General features: G+C 52.4%; 16 protein-coding genes and 2 pseudogenes. 3 read left to right on the forward strand and 15 right to left on the reverse strand.

The window, feature by feature from the left end; all coding sequences use genetic code 11:
• Positions 1 to 91 precede the first annotated feature (91 nt).
• Complete coding sequence (locus CQ015_RS02175) at positions 92 to 1,186, reverse strand: branched-chain amino acid aminotransferase (RefSeq protein WP_105649238.1); 1,095 nt, start codon at positions 1,184 to 1,186, stop codon at positions 92 to 94.
• Positions 1,187 to 1,304: 118 nt separating this feature from the next.
• The gene (locus tag CQ015_RS02180; protein WP_105649275.1) at positions 1,305 to 2,363 is read right to left on the reverse strand and encodes a 3-isopropylmalate dehydrogenase; all 1,059 of its coding nucleotides are present in this window, start codon (positions 2,361 to 2,363) and stop codon (positions 1,305 to 1,307) included.
• Between the two features lie 254 nt (positions 2,364 to 2,617).
• Here CQ015_RS02180 and CQ015_RS02185 point away from each other — a divergent pair, with 254 nt between their 5' ends.
• Both CQ015_RS02185 and CQ015_RS02190 read left to right on the forward strand, forming a co-directional pair.
• Positions 2,618 to 3,736 (forward strand): sensor histidine kinase, encoded by a 1,119-nt coding sequence (locus CQ015_RS02185; RefSeq protein WP_258138417.1) that lies wholly within the window; start codon positions 2,618 to 2,620, stop codon positions 3,734 to 3,736.
• Positions 3,737 to 3,741: 5 nt separating this feature from the next.
• The gene (locus CQ015_RS02190; RefSeq protein WP_105649240.1) at positions 3,742 to 4,431 is read left to right on the forward strand and encodes a response regulator transcription factor; all 690 of its coding nucleotides are present in this window, start codon (positions 3,742 to 3,744) and stop codon (positions 4,429 to 4,431) included.
• Positions 4,432 to 4,485: 54 nt separating this feature from the next.
• Here CQ015_RS02190 and wecB read toward each other — a convergent pair whose 3' ends face one another.
• From wecB to CQ015_RS19210, 12 genes and pseudogenes are all read right to left on the reverse strand, one after another.
• On the reverse strand, positions 4,486 to 5,685 hold the full coding sequence (gene wecB, locus CQ015_RS02195) for a non-hydrolyzing UDP-N-acetylglucosamine 2-epimerase (RefSeq protein ID WP_105649241.1): 1,200 nt from the start codon (positions 5,683 to 5,685) through the stop codon (positions 4,486 to 4,488).
• Positions 5,686 to 5,688: 3 nt separating this feature from the next.
• Positions 5,689 to 6,927 carry a UDP-N-acetyl-D-mannosamine dehydrogenase gene (wecC, locus tag CQ015_RS02200; RefSeq protein WP_105649242.1) on the reverse strand — a complete coding sequence of 413 codons (1,239 nt, stop codon included), beginning with the start codon at positions 6,925 to 6,927 and terminating at the stop codon, positions 5,689 to 5,691.
• Positions 6,928 to 6,995: 68 nt separating this feature from the next.
• Positions 6,996 to 8,672: a glycosyltransferase family 4 protein gene (locus CQ015_RS02205; protein ID WP_105649243.1), complete on the reverse strand. Its 1,677-nt coding sequence runs from the start codon at positions 8,670 to 8,672 to the stop codon at positions 6,996 to 6,998.
• Positions 8,672 to 9,868: a glycosyltransferase family 4 protein gene (locus tag CQ015_RS02210; RefSeq protein ID WP_105649244.1), complete on the reverse strand. Its 1,197-nt coding sequence runs from the start codon at positions 9,866 to 9,868 to the stop codon at positions 8,672 to 8,674. Before CQ015_RS02210 ends, CQ015_RS02205 begins: the two co-directional genes overlap by 1 nt.
• Before the next feature lie 42 nt (positions 9,869 to 9,910).
• Complete coding sequence (locus CQ015_RS02215) at positions 9,911 to 11,119, reverse strand: glycosyltransferase (protein ID WP_146114000.1); 1,209 nt, start codon at positions 11,117 to 11,119, stop codon at positions 9,911 to 9,913.
• Positions 11,120 to 11,151: 32 nt separating this feature from the next.
• Complete coding sequence (locus CQ015_RS02220) at positions 11,152 to 13,902, reverse strand: glycosyltransferase (protein ID WP_105649246.1); 2,751 nt, start codon at positions 13,900 to 13,902, stop codon at positions 11,152 to 11,154.
• A 16-nt stretch (positions 13,903 to 13,918) separates the two neighbouring features.
• Positions 13,919 to 15,175, reverse strand: a complete 1,257-nt coding sequence (locus tag CQ015_RS02225) for a nucleotide sugar dehydrogenase (protein WP_105649247.1) — start codon at positions 15,173 to 15,175, stop codon at positions 13,919 to 13,921.
• Between the two features lie 213 nt (positions 15,176 to 15,388).
• Positions 15,389 to 16,939 (reverse strand): methionine--tRNA ligase, encoded by a 1,551-nt coding sequence (gene metG / locus CQ015_RS02230; protein WP_181150331.1) that lies wholly within the window; start codon positions 16,937 to 16,939, stop codon positions 15,389 to 15,391.
• Positions 16,940 to 16,996: 57 nt separating this feature from the next.
• Positions 16,997 to 18,001: an NYN domain-containing protein gene (locus CQ015_RS02235; RefSeq protein ID WP_105649249.1), complete on the reverse strand. Its 1,005-nt coding sequence runs from the start codon at positions 17,999 to 18,001 to the stop codon at positions 16,997 to 16,999.
• A 640-nt stretch (positions 18,002 to 18,641) separates the two neighbouring features.
• Positions 18,642 to 19,956: pseudogene (locus CQ015_RS02240) on the reverse strand (transposase).
• A gap of 424 nt (positions 19,957 to 20,380) precedes the next feature.
• Positions 20,381 to 21,241 (reverse strand): annotated as a pseudogene (locus tag CQ015_RS19205) (reverse transcriptase domain-containing protein).
• On the reverse strand, positions 21,175 to 21,423 hold the full coding sequence (locus CQ015_RS19210; RefSeq protein ID WP_258138411.1) for a hypothetical protein: 249 nt from the start codon (positions 21,421 to 21,423) through the stop codon (positions 21,175 to 21,177). The pseudogene CQ015_RS19205 and the gene CQ015_RS19210 overlap by 67 nt, the downstream one beginning before the upstream one ends.
• Before the next feature lie 1,020 nt (positions 21,424 to 22,443).
• Between CQ015_RS19210 and CQ015_RS02250 the strand changes: the two genes are divergently transcribed.
• Complete coding sequence (locus CQ015_RS02250) at positions 22,444 to 23,391, forward strand: hypothetical protein (RefSeq protein ID WP_146114001.1); 948 nt, start codon at positions 22,444 to 22,446, stop codon at positions 23,389 to 23,391.
• Between the two features lie 61 nt (positions 23,392 to 23,452).
• On the opposite strand, the gene CQ015_RS02255 is transcribed toward CQ015_RS02250, so the two are convergent.
• Positions 23,453 to 24,181, reverse strand: a complete 729-nt coding sequence (locus tag CQ015_RS02255) for a DUF6270 domain-containing protein (protein WP_105649251.1) — start codon at positions 24,179 to 24,181, stop codon at positions 23,453 to 23,455.
• Positions 24,182 to 24,606: the final 425 nt, after the last annotated feature.

The following is a 24,606-nucleotide window of genomic DNA, read 5'->3' on the forward strand; positions in this document are numbered from 1 at the left end:
CTGAGAAATTCATGTGGTTTTCTAATATCGCCAATACAATACGAAGAGCCGCAGGTTTCCCTACGGCCCTTCGATGACTTCATTCAATGACCTACGCCAAGCGCTCCAGCCAACCGTGACGGTCCTCTACGGTTCCACGCTGGATGCCAAGCAGCTCTTCACGGATCGACATGGTGTTTTCACCTGCCGGTGCATTTTCATTACCGATTAGTTCGTCGCCATTCTTCAGCACGCCGATTGGAGTGATAACCGCAGCGGTGCCGCAGGCAAAGACCTCAGTGATATCTCCACTAGCGATGCCATCCCGCCACTCATCCAAAGTGATCTTTCGTTCTTCAACTTCCATACCGCGATCCTTGGCAAGCTGGATGATCGAGGAACGAGTGACACCTTCGAGGATGGTGCCGGTCAGCGCCGGAGTGACCAGCTTTTTGTCCTTGGTCACGAAGAACACGTTCATTCCGCCGAGCTCTTCCACTGCATTGTCGTTGAAAGAGTCAAGGAAGAGTACTTGCTTGCAGCCGTTCTCTTCTGCCTCGAGCTGAGCCACCAACGACGCCGCGTAATTGCCACCGCATTTGGCCGATCCAGTGCCACCGCGGCCAGCGCGTGCATAGTTCTTGGATACCCAAATCCCCACCGGCTTCAGCTCTCCACCGAAGTAGTTTCCGGCCGGTGAAGCAATCACACGGTAGGAGACTTCGCGTGCCGCACGTACACCCAGAAACGCTTCGGTAGCGATCATGAATGGGCGCAAGTACAGAGCCTCCCCCTCACCGGTTGGAACCCACTCAATGTCGGTAGCAACGATTCTGCGCAGGGACTCAACGAAGACTTCATCATCAAGCTGCGGCAAGGCGAGACGAGCTGCCGACTTATTCAGGCGAGCAGCGTTTGCGTGGGGGCGGAAGGTCCAGACCGAACCGTCTTCGTGGCGGTAGGCCTTCAGGCCCTCAAAGATCTCCTGGCCATAGTGCAATACCGAAGCGGCAGGATCCATGGCTATCGGCCCGTACGGCTCAACCCGCGCGTCATGCCACTGCCCCGAGCCGGGCTCGGAGCTTGCGGTCCAGTCAATGACCACGGTGTGGTCGGTGAAGAAGTCGCCGAACCCCGGGTTGGCCAGAACGGCGGCGCGTTCTTCTGCGCTCTTGCGATTCGATGAAAGATTTTCGTTGAATTCCATCTGCCTCAGGACTTCCTTGCTCAATTAACGAATAACGGGTGCCCCACGCCATTGGCGGAACACCCGTCCGTGGATTTGCTTCTCGATTAGCGGCTAATCGAGTTACATCGCTTTTAGCTTATGCCAGTAGCGAGACGATTGCATCGCCAATCTCGCTTGTGGTGCGGTGATCGGTCAATTCTTGGCGTGAAGTGATCTCTTTTTCGACCGCCTGCTCAACGGTAGCCGCTTCCGCAGACATGCCGAGGTGATCCAGCATCAGGGCCACCGACAGAATTGCGGCGGTCGGATCAGCCTTCTGCTGGCCGGCGATGTCGGGAGCAGAGCCGTGGACCGGTTCGAACATGGACGGGTAGGTGCGGTCCATGTTGATGTTGCCGCTGGCCGCCAGTCCAATGCCACCGGTAATGGCGCCGGCCTGGTCGGTGAGAATGTCACCAAATAGGTTATCGGTCACAATGACATCGAACCGGGATGGATCGGTAGTCAAGAAGATGGTCGCAGCATCAACGTGCAGGTAGTCGTGGGTCACCTCGGGGAATTCCGCTGCCACCATCTCAACCGTGCGCCGCCACAAATGTCCGGCATAAACCAACACGTTGTGCTTGTGGACCAAGGTCACGTGCTTGCGCTCGCGGGCGGCTGCACGGGTAAAGGCATCACGAACTACACGTTCGACACCGTAGGCGGTATTCACTGAAACTTCGGTCGCGATTTCATGCGGGGTGCCGGTACGCACCGAGCCACCATTTCCGACATACGGGCCCTCCGTTCCTTCGCGAACGACCACGAAATCAATGTCGCCCGGGTTGGCCAGCGGGCTTTCGATTCCAGCGTAGAGCTTGGCAGGGCGCAGGTTCACGAAATGATCCAACGAGAAACGCAGCTTCAGCAGGAGCTCACGCTCAATGATTCCCGAGGGGATTCTTGTGTCGCCAGGAGCCGCGCCGACCGCGCCAAACAGGATGGCATCATGCTGTTTGATAGCTTCAAGCGTTTCATCCGTCAGAGTCTCCCCCGTCTTGAGCCAGTGTTCCGCACCCAACGTGTATTCGGTGAGATCAACTTGTTGGCCTCCACCGTTGGTCACGAACTTCAGGACCTTCACGGCCTCGGCAACCACTTCTGGGCCGATACCGTCGCCTGGAATGACAGCAATATTAATGACGTTTCCCATGTTTTCATCATAACGAAGCAAATCCACCATTTGAGAACCCATCTCAAATACTGAGAATCATTTCAATGTAAGTCATGAGAACATCAAACCGTGGCATGAGGACGCAGCCCTGAACGCTGACTAGACTCGAGACATAGCAGTCTTTAGGCACGAGGGAACCGTTGATCTTTAATAACCCACACCGGCGCATCGACCGGTGGATTCGCTCGAACCCTGTCCGGATCGATTTGTTCACCGGCGCACTCTACACACTGATGTGCACAGGATTCGCGCTTGCCATGGGCGCCGGGGGCGGCATGGGATTCGCCCTTAGTTTATTGGCCATCACCATTTTGCAATCGGCCCCCTTGATGGTTCGCCGCCGCTATCCATGGGCCGTCACGATTGTCGTAGCCTTCGCTCACCTCATGCAATTGTTCTTCCAGGGAATCTTCCTTCCCTCGCAGCTATCGGTTCCCTTGCTGATTTACACCATGGCCGTCTATGGAAAACGCTGGCAATCTTTCGCTACCCTAGGCGTGGGGTTGCTGGGTGCGATTCTTGCAACCTCAAATATCTTTGGCCCGGGCGCCTACGGTCAGGCCAACATATCCTTTGACATGATCATCTCCTTTGTAGGCTTATCGCTGGTGGTAACGCTGGCCTGGACCTTTGGTGATCTCGCCCGAAGCCGGCGGCAAACCCTCAATGCCTTGCGCGCCCATGCACAACGTCTGGAAAACGAACGGCTGATTGAACGTGAGCTGGCTGCCTCGGATGAACGCAACCATATCGCCAGAGAAATGCATGACATCGTGGCCCACTCGCTCTCGGTCATTATCACCCAGGCAGATGGGGCACGATACGCGGCAGTCAAGGACCCAAACATCGCGATTGAAACCTTGAAGACGGTCTCTGACGCGGGGCGTTCTTCACTACGTGAAATGCGACGCCTTTTGGGCGTACTGCGCACAGATGAAGAGGTTGATCACCGCCCGTTGCCGACACTGGAAAACATTCCAGAGTTGGTTGAAACTGCCATGAAGTCCGGCGTAGAAGTTTATTTTCAGGTCAAAGGGTCGCCGCGTCGCCAGCTGCCAACCGGAGCGGAGCTGACCGCGTACCGCTGCGTGCAGGAAGCGCTGACTAATGTCATGAAGCACGCAGGCCCAAGATCAACCACGCATGTGACTCTGAGCTGGACCAATCGAGGCGTCGAAATTAGCGTCATCGATGACGGCCGGGGTGCAGGAAGCCTGGGCGTCGCAGGCACCGGCCAAGGTCTGCGCGGATTACATGAACGAGTCTCCCTATACGATGGAACCAGTACCGCCGCTCCGCACCCAGGCGGAGGATTTGCCGTCTCTGTGTTCATCCCCTACTCCGAGGACTAAAAAGAATGACCCCCAGTGAGCCAATTACAGTCGCCTTGGTCGATGACCAGCTTCTGGTTCGTAGCGGTTTCCGAATGCTCATCAATTCCCAGCCGGATATGAATGTAGTCGCCGAAGCTTCCAACGGACGCGAGGCGTTGGCTTCTCCCTCATTGGCCACTGCAGATGTCATATTGATGGACGTCCGCATGCCGGAAATGGATGGAATCGAAACGACCGAACGGCTACTGACTTCTAAGGATCAATCCAGACAGGCGCCTCGCATCATCGTGCTGACCACGTTTGATATGGACGAGTATGCGTTCAGCGCCATTCAGGCTGGAGCGAGCGGTTTCCTGCTCAAGGATGCCCCTCCCGAAGAGCTGCTGGAATCCGTGCGTACGGTAAACCGCGGGGATGCCGTGATCGCGCCTTCGACGACAAGAAGGCTTCTGGACCACATGGCCCCGCTGCTAAAACGCTCATCGCAAACCGACGATACGTTGATGTCCGCCGTGGAGTCCTTGACGCCTCGTGAACGCGAAGTCTTTGGACACATCGCCTTGGGACGTTCGAATCCAGAGATAGCGAGAGACCTGTTTCTATCCGAAGCCACGGTAAAAACTCATGTGGGTCACATTCTTGCCAAGCTCGGTGCCCGTGATCGGGTCCAAGCCGTGGTGATCGCCTACCAAACTGGTGTGGTCAGCGCCTGAGTCATCCTTGTTCGGCCAGTGGATTCCAGAAAAGCCTTGTTATAGGAACGAAGTCTACTCTTGAATCATTTGAGCTGCACGAACCAGTTGTTCTTCGCTCGGATTCCAAGAATTGAATTCTTCTGCTCGTGCTCCAACACCAAGAAGTTCCGTTATCGCCGCTATGCTTCTTGACGAAGCGCTACCATCACCATATGGATTTACTGCATTAGCCATTGAGTTGAATGCATCCTGATCACCCAAAAGACTCAACATTTCCCTGACGATGTCTCCGGCATCAGTTCCCACCAATCTAACGGACCCAGCAACGATACCTTCCGGTCGTTCTGTGTTAGAACGCATAACAAGCACTGGCTTACCCAAACTAGGTGCTTCTTCCTGAACGCCACCCGAGTCAGTGAGTACGATAGTGGATAGACTTAGTAATTTCGTGAATTCTGCATAGTTCAGAGGGTCGGTTACCAAAACATTGCCAAGCCCAGTAATTGCTGGAATTATCTGGTCGCGTACAGCGGGGTTCCAATGCAGTGGCAAAATGAATTCCGTGTCTGGAACCATCTCTGCAATAACCGCAATGGCCTTAGCGATGGATGCCATCCTGGAACCATGATTCTCACGACGATGCGTCGTGACAGTGACCAGTCGTCTACCCGAGGACTCTAATGCCAAAAGACGCGGATCAGAGAAGCTAATCTCATCCGAGAGCGTTTCAAGCAAAGCGTCTATCACCGTGTTACCCGTGACAACGATGCTTTTTTCGCCGATTCCCTCATTCATCAAATTTCGTTTGTTAAACATCGTCGGTGCGAGATGCAGTGTTGCAAGTTGGCTCGCTAATTTACGGTTCGCTTCCTCTGGGAAAGGCGAGAACAAATTGTAGCTACGGAGCCCGGCCTCCGCATGGACCACCGGTATTCCCCTATAAAACGCCGCAATGGCGCCGGCCACGGCGCTGGTTGTGTCGCCTTGCACTAGTACAGCGTCGGGAGCACACGCATCGAAAACGCCATCCAGGCCGTCAATGATGCGTGCAACCAGTCGATTCAACGACTGGCTCTTAGAGAAAACGTCTAGATCGAAATCAGGGACGATACCGAAGAGGGTATTTACCTGGTCCAACATCTCGCGATGCTGACCAGTAACGGCAACCACACACTCTAACTGAGCAGATTTTTTAGCTGCCTGAATAATTGGTGCAACTTTGATAGCTTCCGGACGCGTTCCAAAGATGACCAGCAGTTTCTTTGCTTCCACGGACTAGATATCCAATTCTTTCCACAGACCGCGCGTGTCCACCAAGTCTTTGCCAACCAAAGTACTCTCCGGAATCATTTTAAAGATGTCGTGGTCAACTAGCAATACGAGCAAGTCCTCATTCTCAAGCGCAATCTTAAGTTCTGTATGCTTCACATTATCGAATTCTTGCAATGCCTGCGGAAGCGCATCGATAAAAGGTTCGACAACGCTTAGCGTAACATCTGGATACTGTCGAGCTAGATCTTGCACGATACTGACGGCCGGGGATTCTCGAAGATCATCCACATTTGCTTTAAAAGCCAATCCTAAGAGCGCTAGACTATCTCGATTCTTCTGGCGAAGTTGATCAGCGATCTTCTCCACCACAAACTTAGGTTTCGAATCGTTAACGCTCCTCGCTGAACGGATTAAAGAAGTCTTCATAGGCGCCGACGCGACAAGGAACCATGGATCAACAGCAATACAGTGACCACCAACGCCTGGTCCTGGCTGAAGAATTTGAACACGTGGGTGCTTGTTGGCCAATTCGATTACTTCCCAGACGTTAACGCCGAGATGGTCAGCAACGATTGACAGCTCGTTGGCGAATGCGATGTTGACATCTCTAAAAGAGTTTTCGGTCAGCTTGGTTAGTTCAGCCGTGCGGGCATCAGTGAGGTGTATTTCACCCTGACAGAATGAGCGATACAGATTCGCCGCACGTTCCGCGGAGATCTCGTCATACCCACCTACGACACGATCGTTAGTGACGATTTCCGCCATCATACGGCCAGGAATCACACGTTCTGGGCAGTGAGCGAAGAACAAGTGGGATTCCGTTAAGTCAGGTCTCAGACCGAGCAAGACTTCACGGATCATTTCGGTTGTGCCTACTGGCGAAGTGCTTTCCAAAATGAAGAGATCATTGGCTTTAGCTAAAGGGGCTACCGATTCTATTGCCGATCGAATGTATGAGGTATCCGGCTCGTTGCTTGAATCAATAGGCGTTGGCACCGCAATAATGTACGTATTCGACACTAGTGGAACGGTAGACACAGTGAGATATCCGGTCGTAATGCTGCTTTTGAGTGCCGGGGAGATCCCCGGTTCTTCGAAGGTAGCTATACCGTTGCTCAAGTCGTCTACGACTCGTTCATTAATGTCTACTCCATGTACGCGCCAACCCGCTTCGGCTAATACAACCGACGTGGGCAACCCAATATATCCCATGCCCACGACACAGACATCAATTTCAGACATTCTAATTCTACTTCCGAGGATTATTTACGCTTAGTCGATCAAGTTTGAAGTACTGCGATTTAGGATCTCTACTGCTCACTTCTTCCAGCACACAACGAACTGTACAGACTGGTAATCTTCTCCGCGTTGGCCGCCCATGTCCTCGTAGACAGGACTTTCATACGCCCAGCCCGCCCCATCGTGTCTCGCATTGCTTTGTCATCTAGCAAAACACGAATCTTATCGGCAAGATCGAACTGGTCACCTGCCTCAAAGAGCAATCCATCCACGCCATCATCCACGATCTCGCGCAATGCGGGAAGATCCGTAGCAACAACCGGCACTTCGAAAGCCATAGCTTCTACTGGTTTAAGAGGTGTCACTGCGCGTGTAACATCCAAATCACGACGAGGAACAACGAAAACATCCAACGCTCGATGATATAGCCGAGCTTTGCTCTTCTCAACTCGGCCGGGGAATACAGCCCGGTCCTTGATGCCTAATTCATCGGCTAAATTGATGAGGCTCGTCCGCTCGGTGCCGTCGCCGACGATCACGAGCCGCAATTTTGGATGGTTTGACGAAAGCTCCGCAAACGCCCTAACGAGAAGGTCGAGTCCTTCATAACCAACGAGGCTTGAAACAGTACCGATCAGCTGCCAGTCGTCCGCTAGTCCGAGCTTCTGTCGGCTCGTGGATTTGTCTGGCACGTTCTCGATGAATTCCTCGCCGACGGCGTTCGGACAGATCAGAATACGCTGAGGATCCACTCCCGCCGCAATTAGCTCGTCCCTCATGGTGCTTCCAAGAGTGATGACTGCGTCTGCAGACTTCGCTATCTCTGATTCCCTGGCTTTGAAGTTTATGTACCGGAAGGATTCCCTACTACGATCTGCACATCCGGACAGCCAAGTATCGGCAAGTTGCCCCCGGACTTCATAGATCCACGGGAGCTCCGCCTTTTGAGCCACATCTTTGATAGATATGCCATTCAAGAACTCAGTCGTAGTGTGCAGTACTGCCGGCTTGAACTCAACTACGGCTTTCGATAAAAGTTCTGTCTGTACGGACAAGCGTTCAGTTGCTGTCGCTGGAAGAACCTTAGGCAATAGCCGACGATACGTGACCCCGTCAATGTCGTCAGCGTCGGAATTCGGAAGTACTCCTACAATCCACGGATAACCAACCCGTGAAAATGGGACTACTTCCCATCCAGTCTTCTGAATGGACTTTAGAACACTGTGGCTTCGTTGTGTATAGCCGCTATTTGTGAACGGGAGCGAATTAGTCAGCAGGTGCAGGACACGTTTATGGTTGGTTCGAATGACAGATAGAGTCTTATCTTGATCGATCAGCGGCTTAGACAGTACAGATTTCTCCGCAGCGTACTGCTTAACTAGTCGCCGCCCGGCCTTTCCAGCACTTGCTGCTTGAGCGACAGCAAATTCATACTCCCCCAAGAACGCATAGATTCTGGCACGCGCACACATTGACTTCGCATCGTGCTGGTCTTTAAGCAATTCGATGGCCTCATTGGGCTTGCCATCTAGCAGGAAGATCGAACTACGTACTCTCTTAGTAAATGCGAAGTTAGAGAGTTTATGGGCCTCGAGAAGTCGACCAATCCGTTTGGTGATCCCCAGAAAGAGTCTGCTTGACGCAAATCGACGTGAAACCAACAACGCGAAGTGTACAGGGTCTTCTTTCACGCCGTTGAAGCCAATGCGCGATACAGCAAGTAGTCCGCGAGCTCTAAGATCCGACATCAAACTTCTCTTCTTTCGATTTGCTGATAGTGCGACCTGAGGAGACGGAAATATTCGAGCCCCAAACGTTCAAGATCAAAGCGTTTCTTAAACTCATTTAGAGACTCTGAGTTTGGTTGCCATTCAACAATTTTTCTAGCGTCTGCCATCAATGAATTTGATATCGAGAGAACATCACCGGTGTAGCTAAAACCGAGCTCATAATCCTGAATCAGGGCCTTCGCTTCACCGCTCACAAAACCCGTAATGTGGCAGCCGTATCCTGCAAGCTCAAAAAGTTTTGAAGGAACCGTATATTCGAAACTTTTCCAATCTTCTCGAAGGGAAACTATGCAGGTGTCCGCCCAGTCATACCAGTCAAGAACAGCGCTACCTTTAACGGGCGGATAAAACACTCCGCTTAGTCCTAACTCGTCAGCACGTACTTGTAACGCAGGTAGAGCAGACCCTTTGCCCACTATGCGTAAATCCATCCAGTCCTTGGATACGGCCGCGATGTCCAGGGCCTTCTGCAGTCCTTGGCTTTCCCCTAAGTTTCCTAAATACAGGACTCGAAGAGGACGCGGGCCGTTGCCAGACTGGGTTTTGGTCCTATTGAACTTCTTGAAGCGATACCCATTAGTTACGACTTCAACATCCTTGCAGCCGCCCTTAAGTAGTTTCTTGGCGTGCCCAGGCGTGACAGCGACAACTTTAGAAGCCGTGCTTTGCATGTGGGTTATACACCGCACTGCCATCCGTTCTACTGCTTTCCAATGGATTACCCCCGACTCCTCCAATAGTTCAGGCCATGCGTCCCGCATCTCAACGACGAGGGGAACCCGCCGTAGCTTGGAAATGATGTATCCAGCTACCAGAGTCGGCAATGCCGGCACCGTAACAATGAGAATATCTGGCTTAGGTGCACGTAGAGCACAAGGAATCATAAAAAGGATCATTAAGAACTGGACAAGAATCTTTGAATACCAGCGAAGTGCCCGGAAACGAAACGCAAACGAGTATAAAGAGAATCTACCGCTTACTTTTTCCAGCACGACTTCACTAAACGGCGTCCACGTCTCATCCGACTGACGATTTGGCGCAATCACATCAACATCCGCCCCGTTGGCAAGAAATGTTTCAATGAATGTAGACCACCGCCGTTGCGGAGGAGAAACTTCCGGTCCGAAGGAATGAGTAAGAAGTTGGATTCGCATGCTATTTATCTTTCATTCCATTCGGGCGGCTAATTGGTGATTCTACAATCTTATAGTTTCGCTAATTGCTCGGGCTGCTTCATTACCGTTGTCGATGAATTTTAGGTATCCAGCTACCTGCTTCGTGCTTTGCACTCGGTTTCCAGACCAACCCAGAAGAGCGCCAATGGACGTATCAATCTCATTGTCTGACAAAGCAGTAAAGTGTTTTATATCGTCGCACAAGGCATCAGCGCGAGTTTTCTGATCGTCTGTACTCGCGTTCAGATTGGGAATCACAAGTGAAGGCACTTCCCATTTAATGATTTCGTGGATGCTGTTGTAACCAGCCGCAGAGACGACAAAGTCGAACGCGCGAAGATACGGCGAAATCGGATATTTACGTATGCTAATCGAGTTCTCGTCACTTTGCTCATGATTACTAAGTGGCGAAGACGCAATCACAGGAATAACTGACCCCTTCGACTGCACGCGAATCGCGGTGGTGACTTTCTGGCGTATGTCAGAAATGTCATTGATGTTGCCAGCGCCCAACTGAACGAGTGCGTAGTTTCTATCGGGTGCCAAGCGTAGTTCTTCTAGCGCAGATTCTCTGGAGAAAAGAGCACCATTAGAGAGAACTATCCCCCGAACTTGAGTTTGCGTCTTTCGCTGAGAAAGAGCGCCTTCGTCCAGTCGATCACCGATGTCCCAGGGTGTAAGAATCTGCGCGCAATAAGCTTCCATCTCAGGCAGCTGGTCGATACTTGCAGATTTCTTCCACAGTCCGCGACGTAGCCAAACCAGCTTCAAGTCTGGTTTCTTAACTAATATGTCGAGCAATCCACGGTAAATCCACGTTCCATCGAATACGACGGCGTCGAAGTGATTCTTACGTGTCAGCTCGTTGAAGAACTGGTAAAAGTTATTGTTCCAAACCCGAGCGGGTTGTCCAGTAGTACCAGAACTGGCGAAGTGCAGGTACTCAAAGCCCTGCTGACCTATAACTTCTGCAGAAGATGAGAGGGTGACAAAAGATGCGTGAAAGTCTTTACTTCCGCTATGAGCTATAGCCATACAGCGAGTAATATGCCCCATGCCTGCACCATTGCTCGTCACAAACAGAACATGCGGCTTATTCAGGCTAGGCTTCGAAAACGTCAGGTTCTCGACATTTCCACTAAACATGTTTTTATACGTGGATATTGCGCGCAGCCTATCGATTTTAAATCTTAGGCTGCGCGCAAATGCCCTTAATGAGCTCGAACTCATACAGATATATTTCCCATAAGTTTCAGATGCAGTTAGGCAACAGCAGGTGCGTCAATTGACTCAAGTCGTTGCATAAGGGAATCAATTCCGTACCGAGTCGCAATATAATTTCTAGCCTTTTCCGACTGCTCCTCGTATAGCGAGCGATCTGCCCAGTAGCGCTGGATCAGGCTTTCAATCTCGTTGGCGTCTGCATAGATTGCGCCATCGCCGAAGGTAGTTTCCATGTACCTCGGCAAAATTACTACCTTACCTGCAGCCATTGCTTCCGCGGTCGACATACCAAATGACTCAGTGAGCTTATCGTCGTGGAAGTACGCCCAGAAATCAACAGAGCTCAGGAAGTCATCTACTTCCATCGCACCAAATTCATGAACAGTAATTCCATCAGTTGCTGACTCTCCTAGCTTCTTGCGGAGTTCGTCAGCACCACCAAGGATCTTAGTCTCGTAGTTCTCGGAGACATATGCCGAACGGAACGTCGCAAGAGTGGACGGCCACTTCAACCCATGATCGCGCGAGTGCCGACCCAATACTGGCTTCTTGATAAAGTCAGGGGAAGGTACACTTCCGCTGGCGATGACACCAGGCCAGGTAATGTTCAACAGTCTCGACTGCGGCACCAGCGGTGCGGATAGCTTTCGAGTTAGATCAGACTCACCGATCACATAGGTCTCAGTCTTAAACAGACGATCCATGTTTTCGATGCAAACTTCCAGGTCGAAGACCATACCGCTACCACCCTTATTTACAGGCGGGTTGTTCACGATAAGAAGTGCCCGGTCGACAGAAATCTTGGAATCTGCTCGTTCCAGATACGTGACGACGGTGGGATGTCGGACAATCATTACACGCACATGTGCAACATCGCCGAGGCTGACCTGTTCAACTTGGCCGCTACGCTGAAGCTCGAATAAAACCTCGCTGATTGGCGTAGTTGCCTTGTTCAGAGGTGACTCCAGATGGATGAAGCCCACACGTTTGCCACTTTGAGCGACCGCTTTCATTTCTGCAAGCGTCAGCGTGGTGGTGCCACCTGGAAAACGGAAATCAGTGACGTAGACGACGTCGAATGTTCCCAAGTCAGCACCGCGCATACCTGATTCCATCGTCGAGGGAATCTGGTATTCACGATCCCGACCCCGGTGAATGCTCTCAGGGTTTTCTGCAAATCCAGAGTGCCACTTCGTGTAGCTAGCAAGATACAAAAGTCGCGAAGGATCAATGAATCCACGACTCATCTCGCCTGCGGTCAACGAACCTTCACGAGTTCGAGTGAAGGAAAGCGCCATCTGTCCTACAGAAGGAATTGGCATACCATAGCGCTTCACAACACGGTCACGGAACTCGGCATCGGCCCCACGGTTAACCGTGTCCCAAGGACCGACATCAGTAAACAGTGCACGGCGTACCATCAACGACGAGAAGTTCGGCTGTGCAAACTGCGGATTATTGTTAATCCGCAGGAACTTCAGTTCATCGGTGGAACGGGCGTGAAGGGACATATTTCCTGGTACGTCAGGGTTTGCCAGCAGATGCTTGACCTGCAGGGCAATTTTGTCCGGGTGCGACCAGTCGTCATCGTCGTGCACAGTGATGAATTCACCTTGGGCCACTGCAAGTGCGGCGTTCCTAGCGCAGTATGCGCCAAGATTCTCAGGCTGACGCAGAACCTTGATTTTTGGACTCATGGCTTCTGCTTCTACAAGGTACTGTTCGTATTCTGCACCGGAGCAATCGTCGACCACTAGAATCTCTATATCGTCCCAAGTCTGTTCCAACAGCGATATGAGCGCAGTCTTGAGCAACTCTCCACCTCGGAACGAGGGTACCAGTACAGACACCATAGGACCATCGGTGATCTTTTCGGTTTTGCTTCGCAAACGATCAATAGGAGCAAGCGAGTCAGAGTCTTCGAGGTAAACCTTTGCTAGGCCTTCCTTTGCAAAGAGACCGTTTAACTCGTCCAACCAACGTTCAGAAACACCATCATCAGTTTGGTGTACTGAGTTCAATCGCAGCAGTTCTCCCTGAATAGGGAACTTGTTGCGAATGCCAAAGCGCTTAATGGCCTCGCGTTGTTTCTTTAGTTCACCAGTCTCGGTCAAGACCTCAACGAAGATCAGCCGATCGTTCCGTCCAAGAGCCTTGATTCCGAAATAACGCTCGACTAGGTTGAACAGACGGGCAGCATCTGCCATGTCGCTTTCAAGCGCACGCTGGTTTGCAGCAAGACGTGCGAGAGTCAGAAGCATGTCCTTATTCCAAGAACGAACAACTTCCAATCGCTGACGGTCAATCATGCCCATGTCGGCAACGGTAATCAATTCACGAAGCGGCTTGTACTTAAGCGAGCCGTTTGTTGCGGCCAGTGCAATCGCATCACGAACACGGAGACTCTTGGAACGAAGAGCAAAAGTCTCCATTTCGGGACGAATGTGTGGCATTCTTCGAGCCCATTCGTTGTCAAGACCAACCGCAGGCAACCTCGAGACAGGCGCGTTTGAACTACCAGATCCATCAACGCTTGGCGCGAGAGTTACTGATTCCATTCCGTAGGATAGCTCGCCAACCTTCGAGTCCAGCTTCTTCAGCTGACGCCAAGTCTGGCGGCTAAAAAGCAACAGAAGAAGTGAGGTACCGAGGACGGCAATACCAAGACCAGCAACGATTAGGACTGTAAGCTTCAATAAACTTCCAGCCACCGCGAGCACAAATCCGGATGTGCATGCGGCTAAGATCGCTACTTGCCAAGGCTGAAAGCCTTTTAGTTTTCTTATCATCCGAAAATCACTCTACTTAAAGACGCTCTGCAGCGTCACCCGTGGAAACACCGCGGGTGTCGAAGAATGCTTTGCTGGCGTTAGCCAAAGCGTCTGTGTTGTAGTTCACGTGATTCTGCAGCAAGACCACGACATCTACGTTTGCAACGGCATCTTCCAAGGATTCAACACGGTTGAATGACTTATCGCCCACGAACCATTCTCCGATCTTTGGATCATGGAACGAGATGTCTGCACCGCGCTCCAAGAATGCCTCAGCTACAGGCAGAGCTGGGGAGTGACGCTGATCCGCGATGTCTGGCTTGTAGGTAACCCCTAGAAGTAGGACCTTAGAATTCTTTAGTGCCTTGCCGGATTCGTTCAGCACGTTCTGCACGCGATCAACCACGTATCGTGGCATCGAGGCGTTGATTTCTTCGGCAAGCTCTACGAAACGGAATGGGTAACCGAGGGACTTGCGAACAGAGTAGCTCAAGTAGTTTGGATCAATTGGAATGCAGTGTCCACCTACACCTGGGCCAGGGTAAAATGCTTGGAATCCAAATGGCTTGGTCTTAGCAGCGTTGATTACGTCCCAAAGATCAATGTCCATGTCGTTGCAGAACTTGGACATTTCGTTAACCAACGCAATGTTGATATGGCGGTAGGTGTTCTCCAGGAGCTTTGCAGTTTCTGCTTCCTTGGCACCCTTAGCACGGACTACTGAATCAACGAATTGGCTATAGAAAGCTACAGCGCGGTCTCCGGATACTTCGGTCATGCCGCCGACAACCTTTGGAGTGTTCTTCAGGCCGTAAGTCTGATTACCTGGATCAATTCGTTCTGGCGAGAAAGCCAAGAACAAATCCTGATCGAGAACTGCACCGTTCTCCGTTAAGATCGGCAAGCAAATCTCCTCAGTGGTGCCTGGGTAAGTGGTGGATTCCAGAACAACCAGAGTTTCGCCCGACAGGTTGTCTCGAATGGTCTTCGTTGCACCAATGACTGCACCAAGGTCCGGGCTCCCAGCTTCGCCTAGCGGAGTAGGTACGCAGATTACTACTACGTCAGCATCGGCAATAACAGAAGGATCGCTACTAGCACGGTAGCCCTTATCCAGCAGTACTGACAGGTCATCGTTAGAGATGTCGTCAACGTGGGAGATGCCGTTATTGAGGTTCTCCACCACGGTCGTGTTCAATTCAAGTCCAGTAACCTGAAGCCCCGCATGAGCTGCCCCCTGAGAAAGTGGAAGCCCAACGTAACCTTGGCCTACTACTACAAGTTTTTGCATATTTCCTATGCCCCTCTTTCTAATAATTTCAGTGTTTCGCCTGCTCCTGAGGTGAATCTCCCTGCTCGAAATTCAACTCACAATTGCAACAAACCTTCAGCCGAGCCCGTCAAGCCTCGTCTATTCTAACGTACTTAGATTTACTCGTTTTTACATGAGAACACTACTAAGCAGTAATTCTTGAATCCCTTTTTGCCGCGTACAAAGTTGCGGCTACGTCTGTTCTTCGTACCGTGGGAAAACCGGAGCCGGGGCTGGCAATTCGGTTCCCGGCACCAGGACGGTGTCAAAGTTCTCGAAGTTTCGTGCGGTCCCCTGGCCAACAGCGAGCAGGTCAAGCATGCCGGTCATAGTCTGCGGCAGGACTGGCTGCAGGAGCATTGCGACCTTGCGAACGATTTCAATAGTCACGTAGAGAACCGTTTCCATGCGTGCTGGGTCGGTTTTCTTCAGCTTCCATGGTTCCTGTTCGGCGAAGTACGCGTTGGTGTCGCCTAGGACGTGCCAAATGGCTTCCAAAGCCCGGCTGAAGTCCTGGCGGTTATATGCTTCCTGATTGATTTCCAAAAGCTTTGAGGCGGCAGCCAGTATCTGCTCATCGGCTTCCACCAGATGTCCCGGGGCCGGCACAACTCCCCCGCAGTTCTTGGCCACCATGGAAAGCGATCGCTGGGCGAGGTTTCCAAAATTATTTGCGAGATCGCCATTAATACGCGCAACGATGGTGTCATGGTTGTAGCTACCATCCGCGCCAAAGGTCACCTCACGCAGGAAGAAGTAGCGCACCTGGTCGAGTCCATACCGCGCCACAAAATCATCTGGTGACACGGTATTGCCCAAGGACTTGGACATTTTGACACCGTTGTTGTGCAGGAATCCATGGATCATCACGCGCTTGGGCACCGGCAGCTTAGCCGACATGAGGAAGGCCGGCCAGTAGATGGCATGGAACCGGGAAATGTCCTTGCCGATCACGTGAACGTCTGCGGGCCAGTACTTCTGGAAAGATGCCGATTCCACATCGGGGAAGCCTGCACCGGTCAAGTAGTTCGTCAGGGCATCGACCCAAACGTACATGACATGCTTCTCATTGCCGGGAACCGGAATTCCCCAGTCGAAGGTCGTCCGCGAGATCGAGAGATCCATCAGCCCGCCTTCAACGAAACGAACAACTTCGTTGAACCGCGATCGGGGTGCGCCGAAATCAGCGTTCTCTGTGTAGTGAGCCAGCAGTTTGTCCTGGTATTTGGAGAGCCGGAAGAAATAAGATTCTTCCTCGGTCCAAGTTACCTCGGTGTCGGTTTCGGTCGTGTACCTGATACCGTCTTCGCGAACTTCGGTCTGTTCTTCGGTGTAGAAGGCTTCGTCGCGTACCGAGTACCACCCGGCGTACTTGTCCAGGTAAATATCGTCGTTGGCTTCCATCCGGCGCCACAGCTCCTGCGCCGCGGCATGGTGGTCCGCGTCTGTGGTTCTGATGAAGCGGTCGTAGCTCGTGCCCAATTCATCATTCATCGACTGGAACGCATCTGAGTTGCGCTGCGCAAGCTGCGCTGGGGTGATGCCCTCATTCTCCGCAGTCTGCATCATCTTCTGGCCATGCTCGTCCGTACCGGTCAAGAAGAAGACGTCATGCCCGTCGAGCCGCTTGAAACGCGCCATGGCGTCCGTTGCGACAACTTCGTAGGCATGCCCAATATGAGGGGTGCCATTCGGGTATGAGATCGCTGTGGTGATGTAAAAGGGTTTCTGCTGAGAAGTCACGATACAAATTTACCTTAGTCAGTGCTGGAAGCTGGATTCTTCGAGGCGATCATCTCGTCACATGATCTGATCGAGATAGTCCCAAAAAGCGCCACGAAGGGTACGGCGGATAGTTTGTTGATCTGTTTTCCACTCTCCGAGCACCTGGGCACAGTCCTTAAGCAAGGTCCGGTCGATTTCTGGCGGCAGTTGCGGTTTGTCTGCCACCAGTTCAACCACCTCTGATTGGGTAGTGCTGGCAAGCCAGGACTGGGCTACCTTGGCCCCAATTTCTTCAGCCGCGGTCAGTTCCTTCTGTTCGTAGGCAGCTTGACCATGGAACCCAGAACGTTCGCTGTCTGAGGAGTAAACGACTTCCGCCTGAGTTGTTGGCTCGGCACTGCGCAGAACTTGCGCCTTTTGCGCCAGCAAGGCAGGGGTGGGGATTCCAGGTTTTGCTACCGTCGAAGGCTTCGCGGTTGGCGCACCGGCTACCAATGCAGTCTTATCACAATGATCTTTATCCCAGTCAATGATTCGGGTGAATGAACTATCAATAATGGAATCGGGCATCACTTCAATTGCATCAGCCGTCAGGGCTAGGTGTTCGGCAACCGAGGCTACTCCCAATCGACTCTGGTCCTTTTGCAAACCAAGCAATACGACCTTCATGCCCAGGTCTTGGGCTTCTTCTACCGCTTCGGCCAGATCGTCATCTCCGGAAACAAGATACGCGACCGATGCCGATCCATGTCGTGCTACGCCAACCAAATCCAAGGCCAGCCGGAGATCAACGCCTTTTTGCTCGCCATTATAGGAAATGCGGCCTAGCCGGACTTTTACACCTGGAATCAGGCCAATACGCTTGTGCTGCTCGGTAAATAGACCGTCCTTGGAAGCGTCGTACCAGTAGACTCGAAGGTTATTTAGGCCCGTATTCTTCTTGACAGTCTGGACTATTCCACGAACTAAAGACTCATAATGCGTCGTAAAGGCCGAACGGAGAGTAGTTCCAGCAACCCTGTGCCCACCTAAAGACAATAAAAACCCGGCATCTACAAATATTGCAGTTTGATTCATCATACTTCGATGGTATCTATTGAAACTTGCGAATCGTGCCCCGCCCACACTTGCTTTACCTTGAATCGTCCAAGATGCATTCGTTTTAGTTGTTTCTCTGAGTGACCGTGCACGAGCGATGCGCCGAAGTCGATGATCAGCGAATTGGAGCAACTAGCCAGCCGGCCGGAGTTCCTGGATCCTGCATCAACCCGGGCTTTAGAGCGCAAGCAGCGTTCCCCGGGTGGCGAACCGTCGCGCGAGCGGTTCCGGCTTCTGCTTGAACCGGTCCATGAACCTGTAGATGGTTGTTTCGGAGGCAATGGTTCCGAATATTTACGGAGGCAGCACGCAGGTAGGTGGTCGAGGTCGTATGCTTGATCACCGCCAGATGCGAGCGGCAAAGCGAGGATCCCTAGGATCTTGCCTTGGCTGTGCACCGCGACAGCCGACGCAAAATGCGAGAAACGATCCTCGCAATGCAGTCGGACATGCAGTGTGTTGAGGAAGTTGGTGAGACAGTACAGACCTGCATGGGATACAAGCGATTGGCCGGTGCGTTTGGCAGGATTTGCGGGGAGAACGAGGATAGATTGGTTTCACTGAAAGGTAATCATTTCGAACTGGGTAATGGTGATTAGATACCTCGATTTCCCAGTTCAGATCACCTTTTCGCTTTTAGGGGCTCCTCAAAGATAAGCGTTACGCTGGATGTCCAACTCGGCCGCAAGCATACCGTATATTTAGAGTATCTTGAGTCGATAACAATCATGCCTCTGATTACCCCTTGCCGACACGTCTCCGGTTCTTCGCTGTCAAATTCGCGGCCTCACTCCTGACCTTAGTCAGCCTAGTTTCCTGAAGACCAGCACCTCTCTTCGCCGCGCCGTCAACGTACTGAATAAGGACTTCGTCGCCTTGGTCATTCTCGTTGCTTTCACCGACTTCTCAAGCACCGCCCACCGGGACTGGTACTCATGTATATCCGTAGCTTTCAATAGTCCTCTCACGTTTTTGATCGCGTGGATCCACCCGAGTTCCGGGTACGTTTCCAAGATAAATTTCTGCCGTTCTACTTGATTGGTGGTGTGGTTCTACAGATTTCAGGTCAGTAGTTTTCGGTATTTGTACTCTGAGTCGCTGGGCCTGCCGCGGCGCTCATTTGCCGCGTGTGAGCAGCGCCGGCGTACTTGCGTGATCATCAGATTCGCGAGCCCGACAACGTGCAATCGATCCACGCTGATCATCGTCTTGGGCAGGCTCTCGCGTGCTGTGCTGAATTCCGAGACATGGCGATGGCGATGGCAACCTTTTTGACGCGCTGGGGCCAACACCTCGGCTTAGATCTCAACTATTTCTTCACGGTGCAACAGTGGCGGCCGTCCACAATATCCAGAATCTTCCCGGTATCGAGATCCGTGAAGACAATGATCCACGGCTCAATCCGAACAACCTTCCCGGACCGGCACCGGGCGTAGCGGACCATCCGGAACCGGTGCTCGTCTATGCCCAGCCGACCAGTGCACATCCTATCCACGTCCCCGACTAATTCCCCAACAATATTGGGCCTGGCCATGACCGTTGACCAGGACACCGAACATCCAGAAGCCATCTGGGAGACTGCGCCCAGTTCGCCCATCAATTCGTCCATGAGCTACTGCGAGCGGCGTACGGTGAACCGTGCACGGAACGCGAACTTCTTCGCAGTGCTTTGCTCGATTGAGGGTCGTTCACAGGCCGGTTTCTGGCAGGACATGCGCCGCTTGCGAACCAGGACCAGAAGATCATTTCCACCGGCAGGAAGCGCACGCGGCTTCTGTCTCGATGGGCTCGACAAGGACCTGGCGCACGGCAGGATCTTGGGTGACGTTGGTTACACGCTAGTCGGTGAGATTCAGAAGAGTCGACGCAGCTTCGTTCCATCGGTAACCTGCGACACGGCTCGTAGTTTCTTGGGTATGAATTGTTAAGGTCAACATCCATTTTGACTGAGGGACTGCTAGCCTTATTTCTTTCTTGTGGTCACCACGCTAAAAATGGCCAATAGTCAATAATCGAGTAGGTGGTGCGAATTTCGCGCCCCCACCTCTAACACCGCCGTACGTGCGGACCTCGCATACAGCGGTTCGCTAGGTCGTTTGAATCCGATCCCACGCATGGCGAAAGAGCAACAAGCCCTGACTCGTCCAGTGTTCGTTGGGCAGTGCCCTCTTGAGGGTTGGCGATCCAGCGATACGCCAGTACGCGCGACTGTTGTTGCTCTACTGACACGCCAAATAACGGCGTATCCCGAAACTGCGCAGGTTCGCGACCCGCGTCCGCGGGAGCTTCCATTTCTTCCATCGGGTCTGCCCCATCCGACGCTTTAACCATTTGTCCAGCTCAGAGAACCTTTACGGTGCATCAGACAGCCGAAAGTAGCCGATCCATCCCCGGCCATAGAAATTCAATAATTCGATGCGGCGCCCCTATCGACACTCTCCACTTCCGCGAAGTCAGAGCGCGGATACGATGCTTCATGCGTTTAAACGCCTTCGGAGCAATCCGAACCTTGACCCCGTCCTTAACGAGGTAGAAGCCGAAACCCAACAATGTTGCAGCGTTCGCTGGGATGATCGTGGATTTTTCTTGGTTCACCCGAAGCGACAGGCACCGCTCAAGGACTCTCGTCGCCTGATCAAGCACCCGGATCGCGGCCCTCTTCGATTTCAGGAACAACCGGATATCGTAGGCGTACCGCACGAAACGGTGCCCCCGACCCCAGAATTCCTGATCAAAATCGTCGAGCATGATGTTCGAAAGCAGGGGTGACAAGGGAAAACCTTGACAGGTTCCTTCCGTCGCCTCCCGCCGAACACCATCGGCCATGATCCCCGCCTAAAGATAACGGCGAACCAGATTCAACACCCGCTTGTCTATCGCCTTCCGAGCAACCCTGTCCGTCAGCATGTCATTGTTCACCCGATCAAAGAACGCATCAAGATCAACCTCGACCACCCACCGATACCCCTGCGAGATCACCGTTTGGGCAACCTTCACGGCATCGTGGGCGTTTTTGCCCGGCCGGAACCCGCAGGAGTCCGGCACGAACCCCGGCTCGAAAACCGGGGCCAGGACTTGCGCGAGAGCTTGTTGGATCAAGCGATCCAACACGGACGGAACCCCCAGCATCCGTTGCCCGCCGTCAGGTTTCGGAATCATCCGTGACGCACCGGTAACGGCGCATACGCGCCAGCGTCCAACGCCTCCAGGGTCTCCTCCCATTGCTCGAACAGCCAGCCCCGGATATCCTCCATGCCCAGCCCGTCAACACCGGCAGGGCTCTTGCTGCGCTCGACTCGTTTTAACGCTACCAACAGGTCCCCTTGGGAGAAGACACTTTCCCACTGATCCTGTCGATCTCTGACTTCGTCTCCGGCATCCGCTGGAATCCCACTACTACGCACAGACAGGGTCCCTCCCGGATTCACCCGTACCTCCAACAAACCATCTGCTCCGCGCTCCACGGAATTACGGCGATGCCAATGAATCAAGAGAAATATCTCTTCCAATCATCAATTCCCAGCGTTTAGGCCTTCCCCACCACCAGCACGCTCCCGGTGGGTGCTATGGCGTCTGCTGACTTCTGCCCCGTCACCCACGGCTCTTAAGGCTGAGCCGCTCCACCCCAACATTCGGGTGACGCACCGGGACAGATCTCCCCAGATAAGAACCGTACTATCCCCTGCCGCCGTCGCATTTACACACTGGACGTTTTGGTGGGACACGCATCACCGCCCAATGCCGGTTTGCCCCAGCCAACATGCCTTCTATGCGATTTGTGTCCCTCGGTGCAGGGTTTTGACTCCGACTTACTTCCCAACCCACCTCGCGGTGACGCAGTTATCATTGGCTCACAGTTAAACCACCTTCTCCTTCAGAGCACTTTCACCTCCGAGCAAATGCCCATGCTGGGCGTACACCAGGAACGGCTCGCTGTGGCCGTGTGCCGTTCCTATTGTTTCTTGCGCAATTTCGTATCGTCTGAGTTTTTGCCTGTATTCCTGGATCTTTCGTATCGTTGCCAATCACGGCAAGCTTTGCATCGAAAGTGAAATAAGCCGGAATGCCAGAACAGCTCACCACACCAGGATTGAAAACGATCTGCATGAAGACTGCCCAGCCATCCAGTAGGGCATGACACTACGGTGTCACGCAAGGATTGGGCCGTGCATGCGTGGGAAAGCTCCGTTTCTTGGCCCACCGCTTATGCTTAGGCTTGGCATGTTTATCTCCATTCCTGGTAACGAAACATTCGGTATAATGAAATTTGATTATTTACATTTATCGAACCCGGGTGAATATCGTTGGTAAAAATTGTTCGAACCTTCCCAGGACTAGTATTGAAGAAAATAAGACAAGGACTCGACTTTTGCTCTGGAAAAATCGAAGTGACGGTAAAATCTACCGAAAAGACGATCCCATCAGTGACTACCGAGAAGAAGGCCTCACCCTTGTCTACTGAAGAAACGCGTCCTCAGGTAGATGTCAACCCCATAACCGGGCTAAAAGAACGCAAACACGCGTTCTACAAAGTTCCGATTGTGACACAGCTATCCATCGGAGCGCTAAAATTCAATGGGCAGCAGACAGCCGTCCACAGTGTGCCTATCGGTAGCGGAAAGACACTAGATTTCTTTGCCAAGCTCGGCAGAAGCGACGAATTGATCGTGACTTTTATGGGCGCCAATACAAAGGATAAAAACTTCTACCCACGGTTCTCCCGCGTGGCGACCTTCGGACCGCGGGCCGCGGCATTCATGGCGTTCGCCGACCCGACTCTGAAACTGGATGCAACACGAGAAATGCTGTTGTCGTGGTACTTGGGAGGACCCGAGTTTGACCCAGCAGTGACAATTCTGAAAGCAATACAGAAAGCCAAAGGGAAAACCGGAGCCAAGCACGTTATATTCGTTGGCGGTTCTGGTGGAGGTTTCGCGGCCCTTCGATTGTCATCAATGGTTTCTGGCTCGATGGCCTACGTCCAAGAATCAGCTACAAATATTGCTAACTCATTCCCGCATGCTGTTACTAAATATTTCGATACGATGTGGCCTAGCTACGAAGCAACAGCGTTGCTTTCGGAGAAACCTGAACGTTTCGACATGGCACGACATTACGCAGCTGCGGATCCACGGAATTATGTTTATTTCGCGCAGAGCTCGCACGACGACCACTACATCAAACGTCACTACTCTCCCTTCAAAGACGCCGTAGGGGTTCCGGGTTTGGAAGGAATCAGTGCTGACGGTAAGCGCCGGTTCGTTCTCTACAAGGGCACCATAGAAGGGCATGGAAACATCACTTCGGAGGAATTCTGGGCGCATTTCGACTCTGCACTTCAAGAATGGCGAGCAATCAGGCAAGACCTTTAAAATATATTTGCCTGGGAAATGTGGTGATGCCTCCGCCGAAGTTGGTGCATCACCAGAACATCTACGATTGCTCTCTTCCGACTGCCGCCGCTAGGTCCTCTAACATCGCTGAATAGGTATCGTCGACATAATGGAATGGTGCTGGACCCCACTGATGCCCTTCGGTCCGCGAAATGGCTCTTGACTGATCGATCGCAACGACATTTGCACCAGAGCTCCCGGCAAGCTCTAGGTAACGTTGCGCGTCCGAGTTGAACTTAGAGGCTATCTCGGACTGTCCAGCGTGATTATTGCCGAATTCGTCCACAATAGCCCAGGGTGTGGCATTCAAATACAGTTTTCTTGCGAGACCGGCTTGGTCAAGGACTTGCATGAACTGCCCTAAGGCATGGCCCCACAGTTCGAAATGTTCGTCGGTTCCGAACGTGTAGCGATAGCCAAGAGGACCGGGGTGTATACCTTCAGTTACGTAGTCTCTGGACTGGGTAATCATTCCTCCGCCTGGAATTTTACGGACTAGCATTCGTTCGTCGCATATATCCCAGAAGACCACGTCTGGTTCGGAGCGGCGAAGGTCAAATCTCATATTGCCTTCAATATCATTCTTAGCCATCCTCCGTTGGAACGCGGAAGTGATCTTCGAAAGTTTAAACTCGGCGGAGTCCGCACGTCTAAACGTCGACAAGAGTGACTGCCTTGCCACGTACCCGGCCATTTCCAGATTGAAGTATTTGAACCAGGCAACGGAATCCCTGGTCACGCAGCTACCGTATATGAATACTCTTTTCATGGAAGTAAACTGTATCTAATTCTGTTCAGTTCAAGTGAATCGACTGCCAGCCCCGATAACTCTGAAAGCCATGTTCCCAATGCTGCGGAACAACCTGAGGATGAACGGTACGGACATTGCCCTCGACTTTGGCGAGTGGCATGCCACCACGAGTGATCCGTTCCATCGGGGTTGCCCTACCCAGATCAACAACGTCTATATCTTGATGTCGATTATATGGTCAGTTGTATGACCTAGTGCTTTCGTATGGCATCATTAATGCGCTTCTAGGGCGTTGTGCGATTGATTGGATGCTGCTAGAGCGCGCAATTACACGGCGAATCCGAATTGTTCCAATGTGAAAACCTGGAGCTGTCATGATGTTGTGAGACACGCGTATGTAGGAGAATGAGTGCATGTCCAAACGTCAGAAATTCACCCCGGAA

The sequence above is a fragment of the Arthrobacter sp. MYb221 genome (assembly GCF_002979835.1).
Taxonomy (GTDB): domain Bacteria; phylum Actinomycetota; class Actinomycetes; order Actinomycetales; family Micrococcaceae; genus Glutamicibacter.

What these genes read in the sequence shown, in the direction of transcription:
- wecC (WP_105649242.1), bottom strand. Translation starts at nt 6,927, where the DNA reads ATGTCTGAAATTGATGTCTGTGTCGTGGGCATGGGATATATTGGGTTG.
- CQ015_RS02185 (WP_258138417.1), top strand. Translation starts at nt 2,618, where the DNA reads ATGTGCACAGGATTCGCGCTTGCCATGGGCGCCGGGGGCGGCATGGGA.
- CQ015_RS02175 (WP_105649238.1), bottom strand. Translation starts at nt 1,186, where the DNA reads ATGGAATTCAACGAAAATCTTTCATCGAATCGCAAGAGCGCAGAAGAA.
- CQ015_RS02225 (WP_105649247.1), bottom strand. Translation starts at nt 15,175, where the DNA reads ATGCAAAAACTTGTAGTAGTAGGCCAAGGTTACGTTGGGCTTCCACTT.
- CQ015_RS02235 (WP_105649249.1), bottom strand. Translation starts at nt 18,001, where the DNA reads ATGATGAATCAAACTGCAATATTTGTAGATGCCGGGTTTTTATTGTCT.
- CQ015_RS02190 (WP_105649240.1), top strand. Translation starts at nt 3,742, where the DNA reads ATGACCCCCAGTGAGCCAATTACAGTCGCCTTGGTCGATGACCAGCTT.
- CQ015_RS02205 (WP_105649243.1), bottom strand. Translation starts at nt 8,672, where the DNA reads ATGTCGGATCTTAGAGCTCGCGGACTACTTGCTGTATCGCGCATTGGC.
- CQ015_RS02255 (WP_105649251.1), bottom strand. Translation starts at nt 24,181, where the DNA reads ATGAAAAGAGTATTCATATACGGTAGCTGCGTGACCAGGGATTCCGTT.
- CQ015_RS02215 (WP_146114000.1), bottom strand. Translation starts at nt 11,119, where the DNA reads ATGAGTTCGAGCTCATTAAGGGCATTTGCGCGCAGCCTAAGATTTAAA.
- CQ015_RS02210 (WP_105649244.1), bottom strand. Translation starts at nt 9,868, where the DNA reads ATGCGAATCCAACTTCTTACTCATTCCTTCGGACCGGAAGTTTCTCCT.
- CQ015_RS02180 (WP_105649275.1), bottom strand. Translation starts at nt 2,363, where the DNA reads ATGGGAAACGTCATTAATATTGCTGTCATTCCAGGCGACGGTATCGGC.
- CQ015_RS02220 (WP_105649246.1), bottom strand. Translation starts at nt 13,902, where the DNA reads ATGATAAGAAAACTAAAAGGCTTTCAGCCTTGGCAAGTAGCGATCTTA.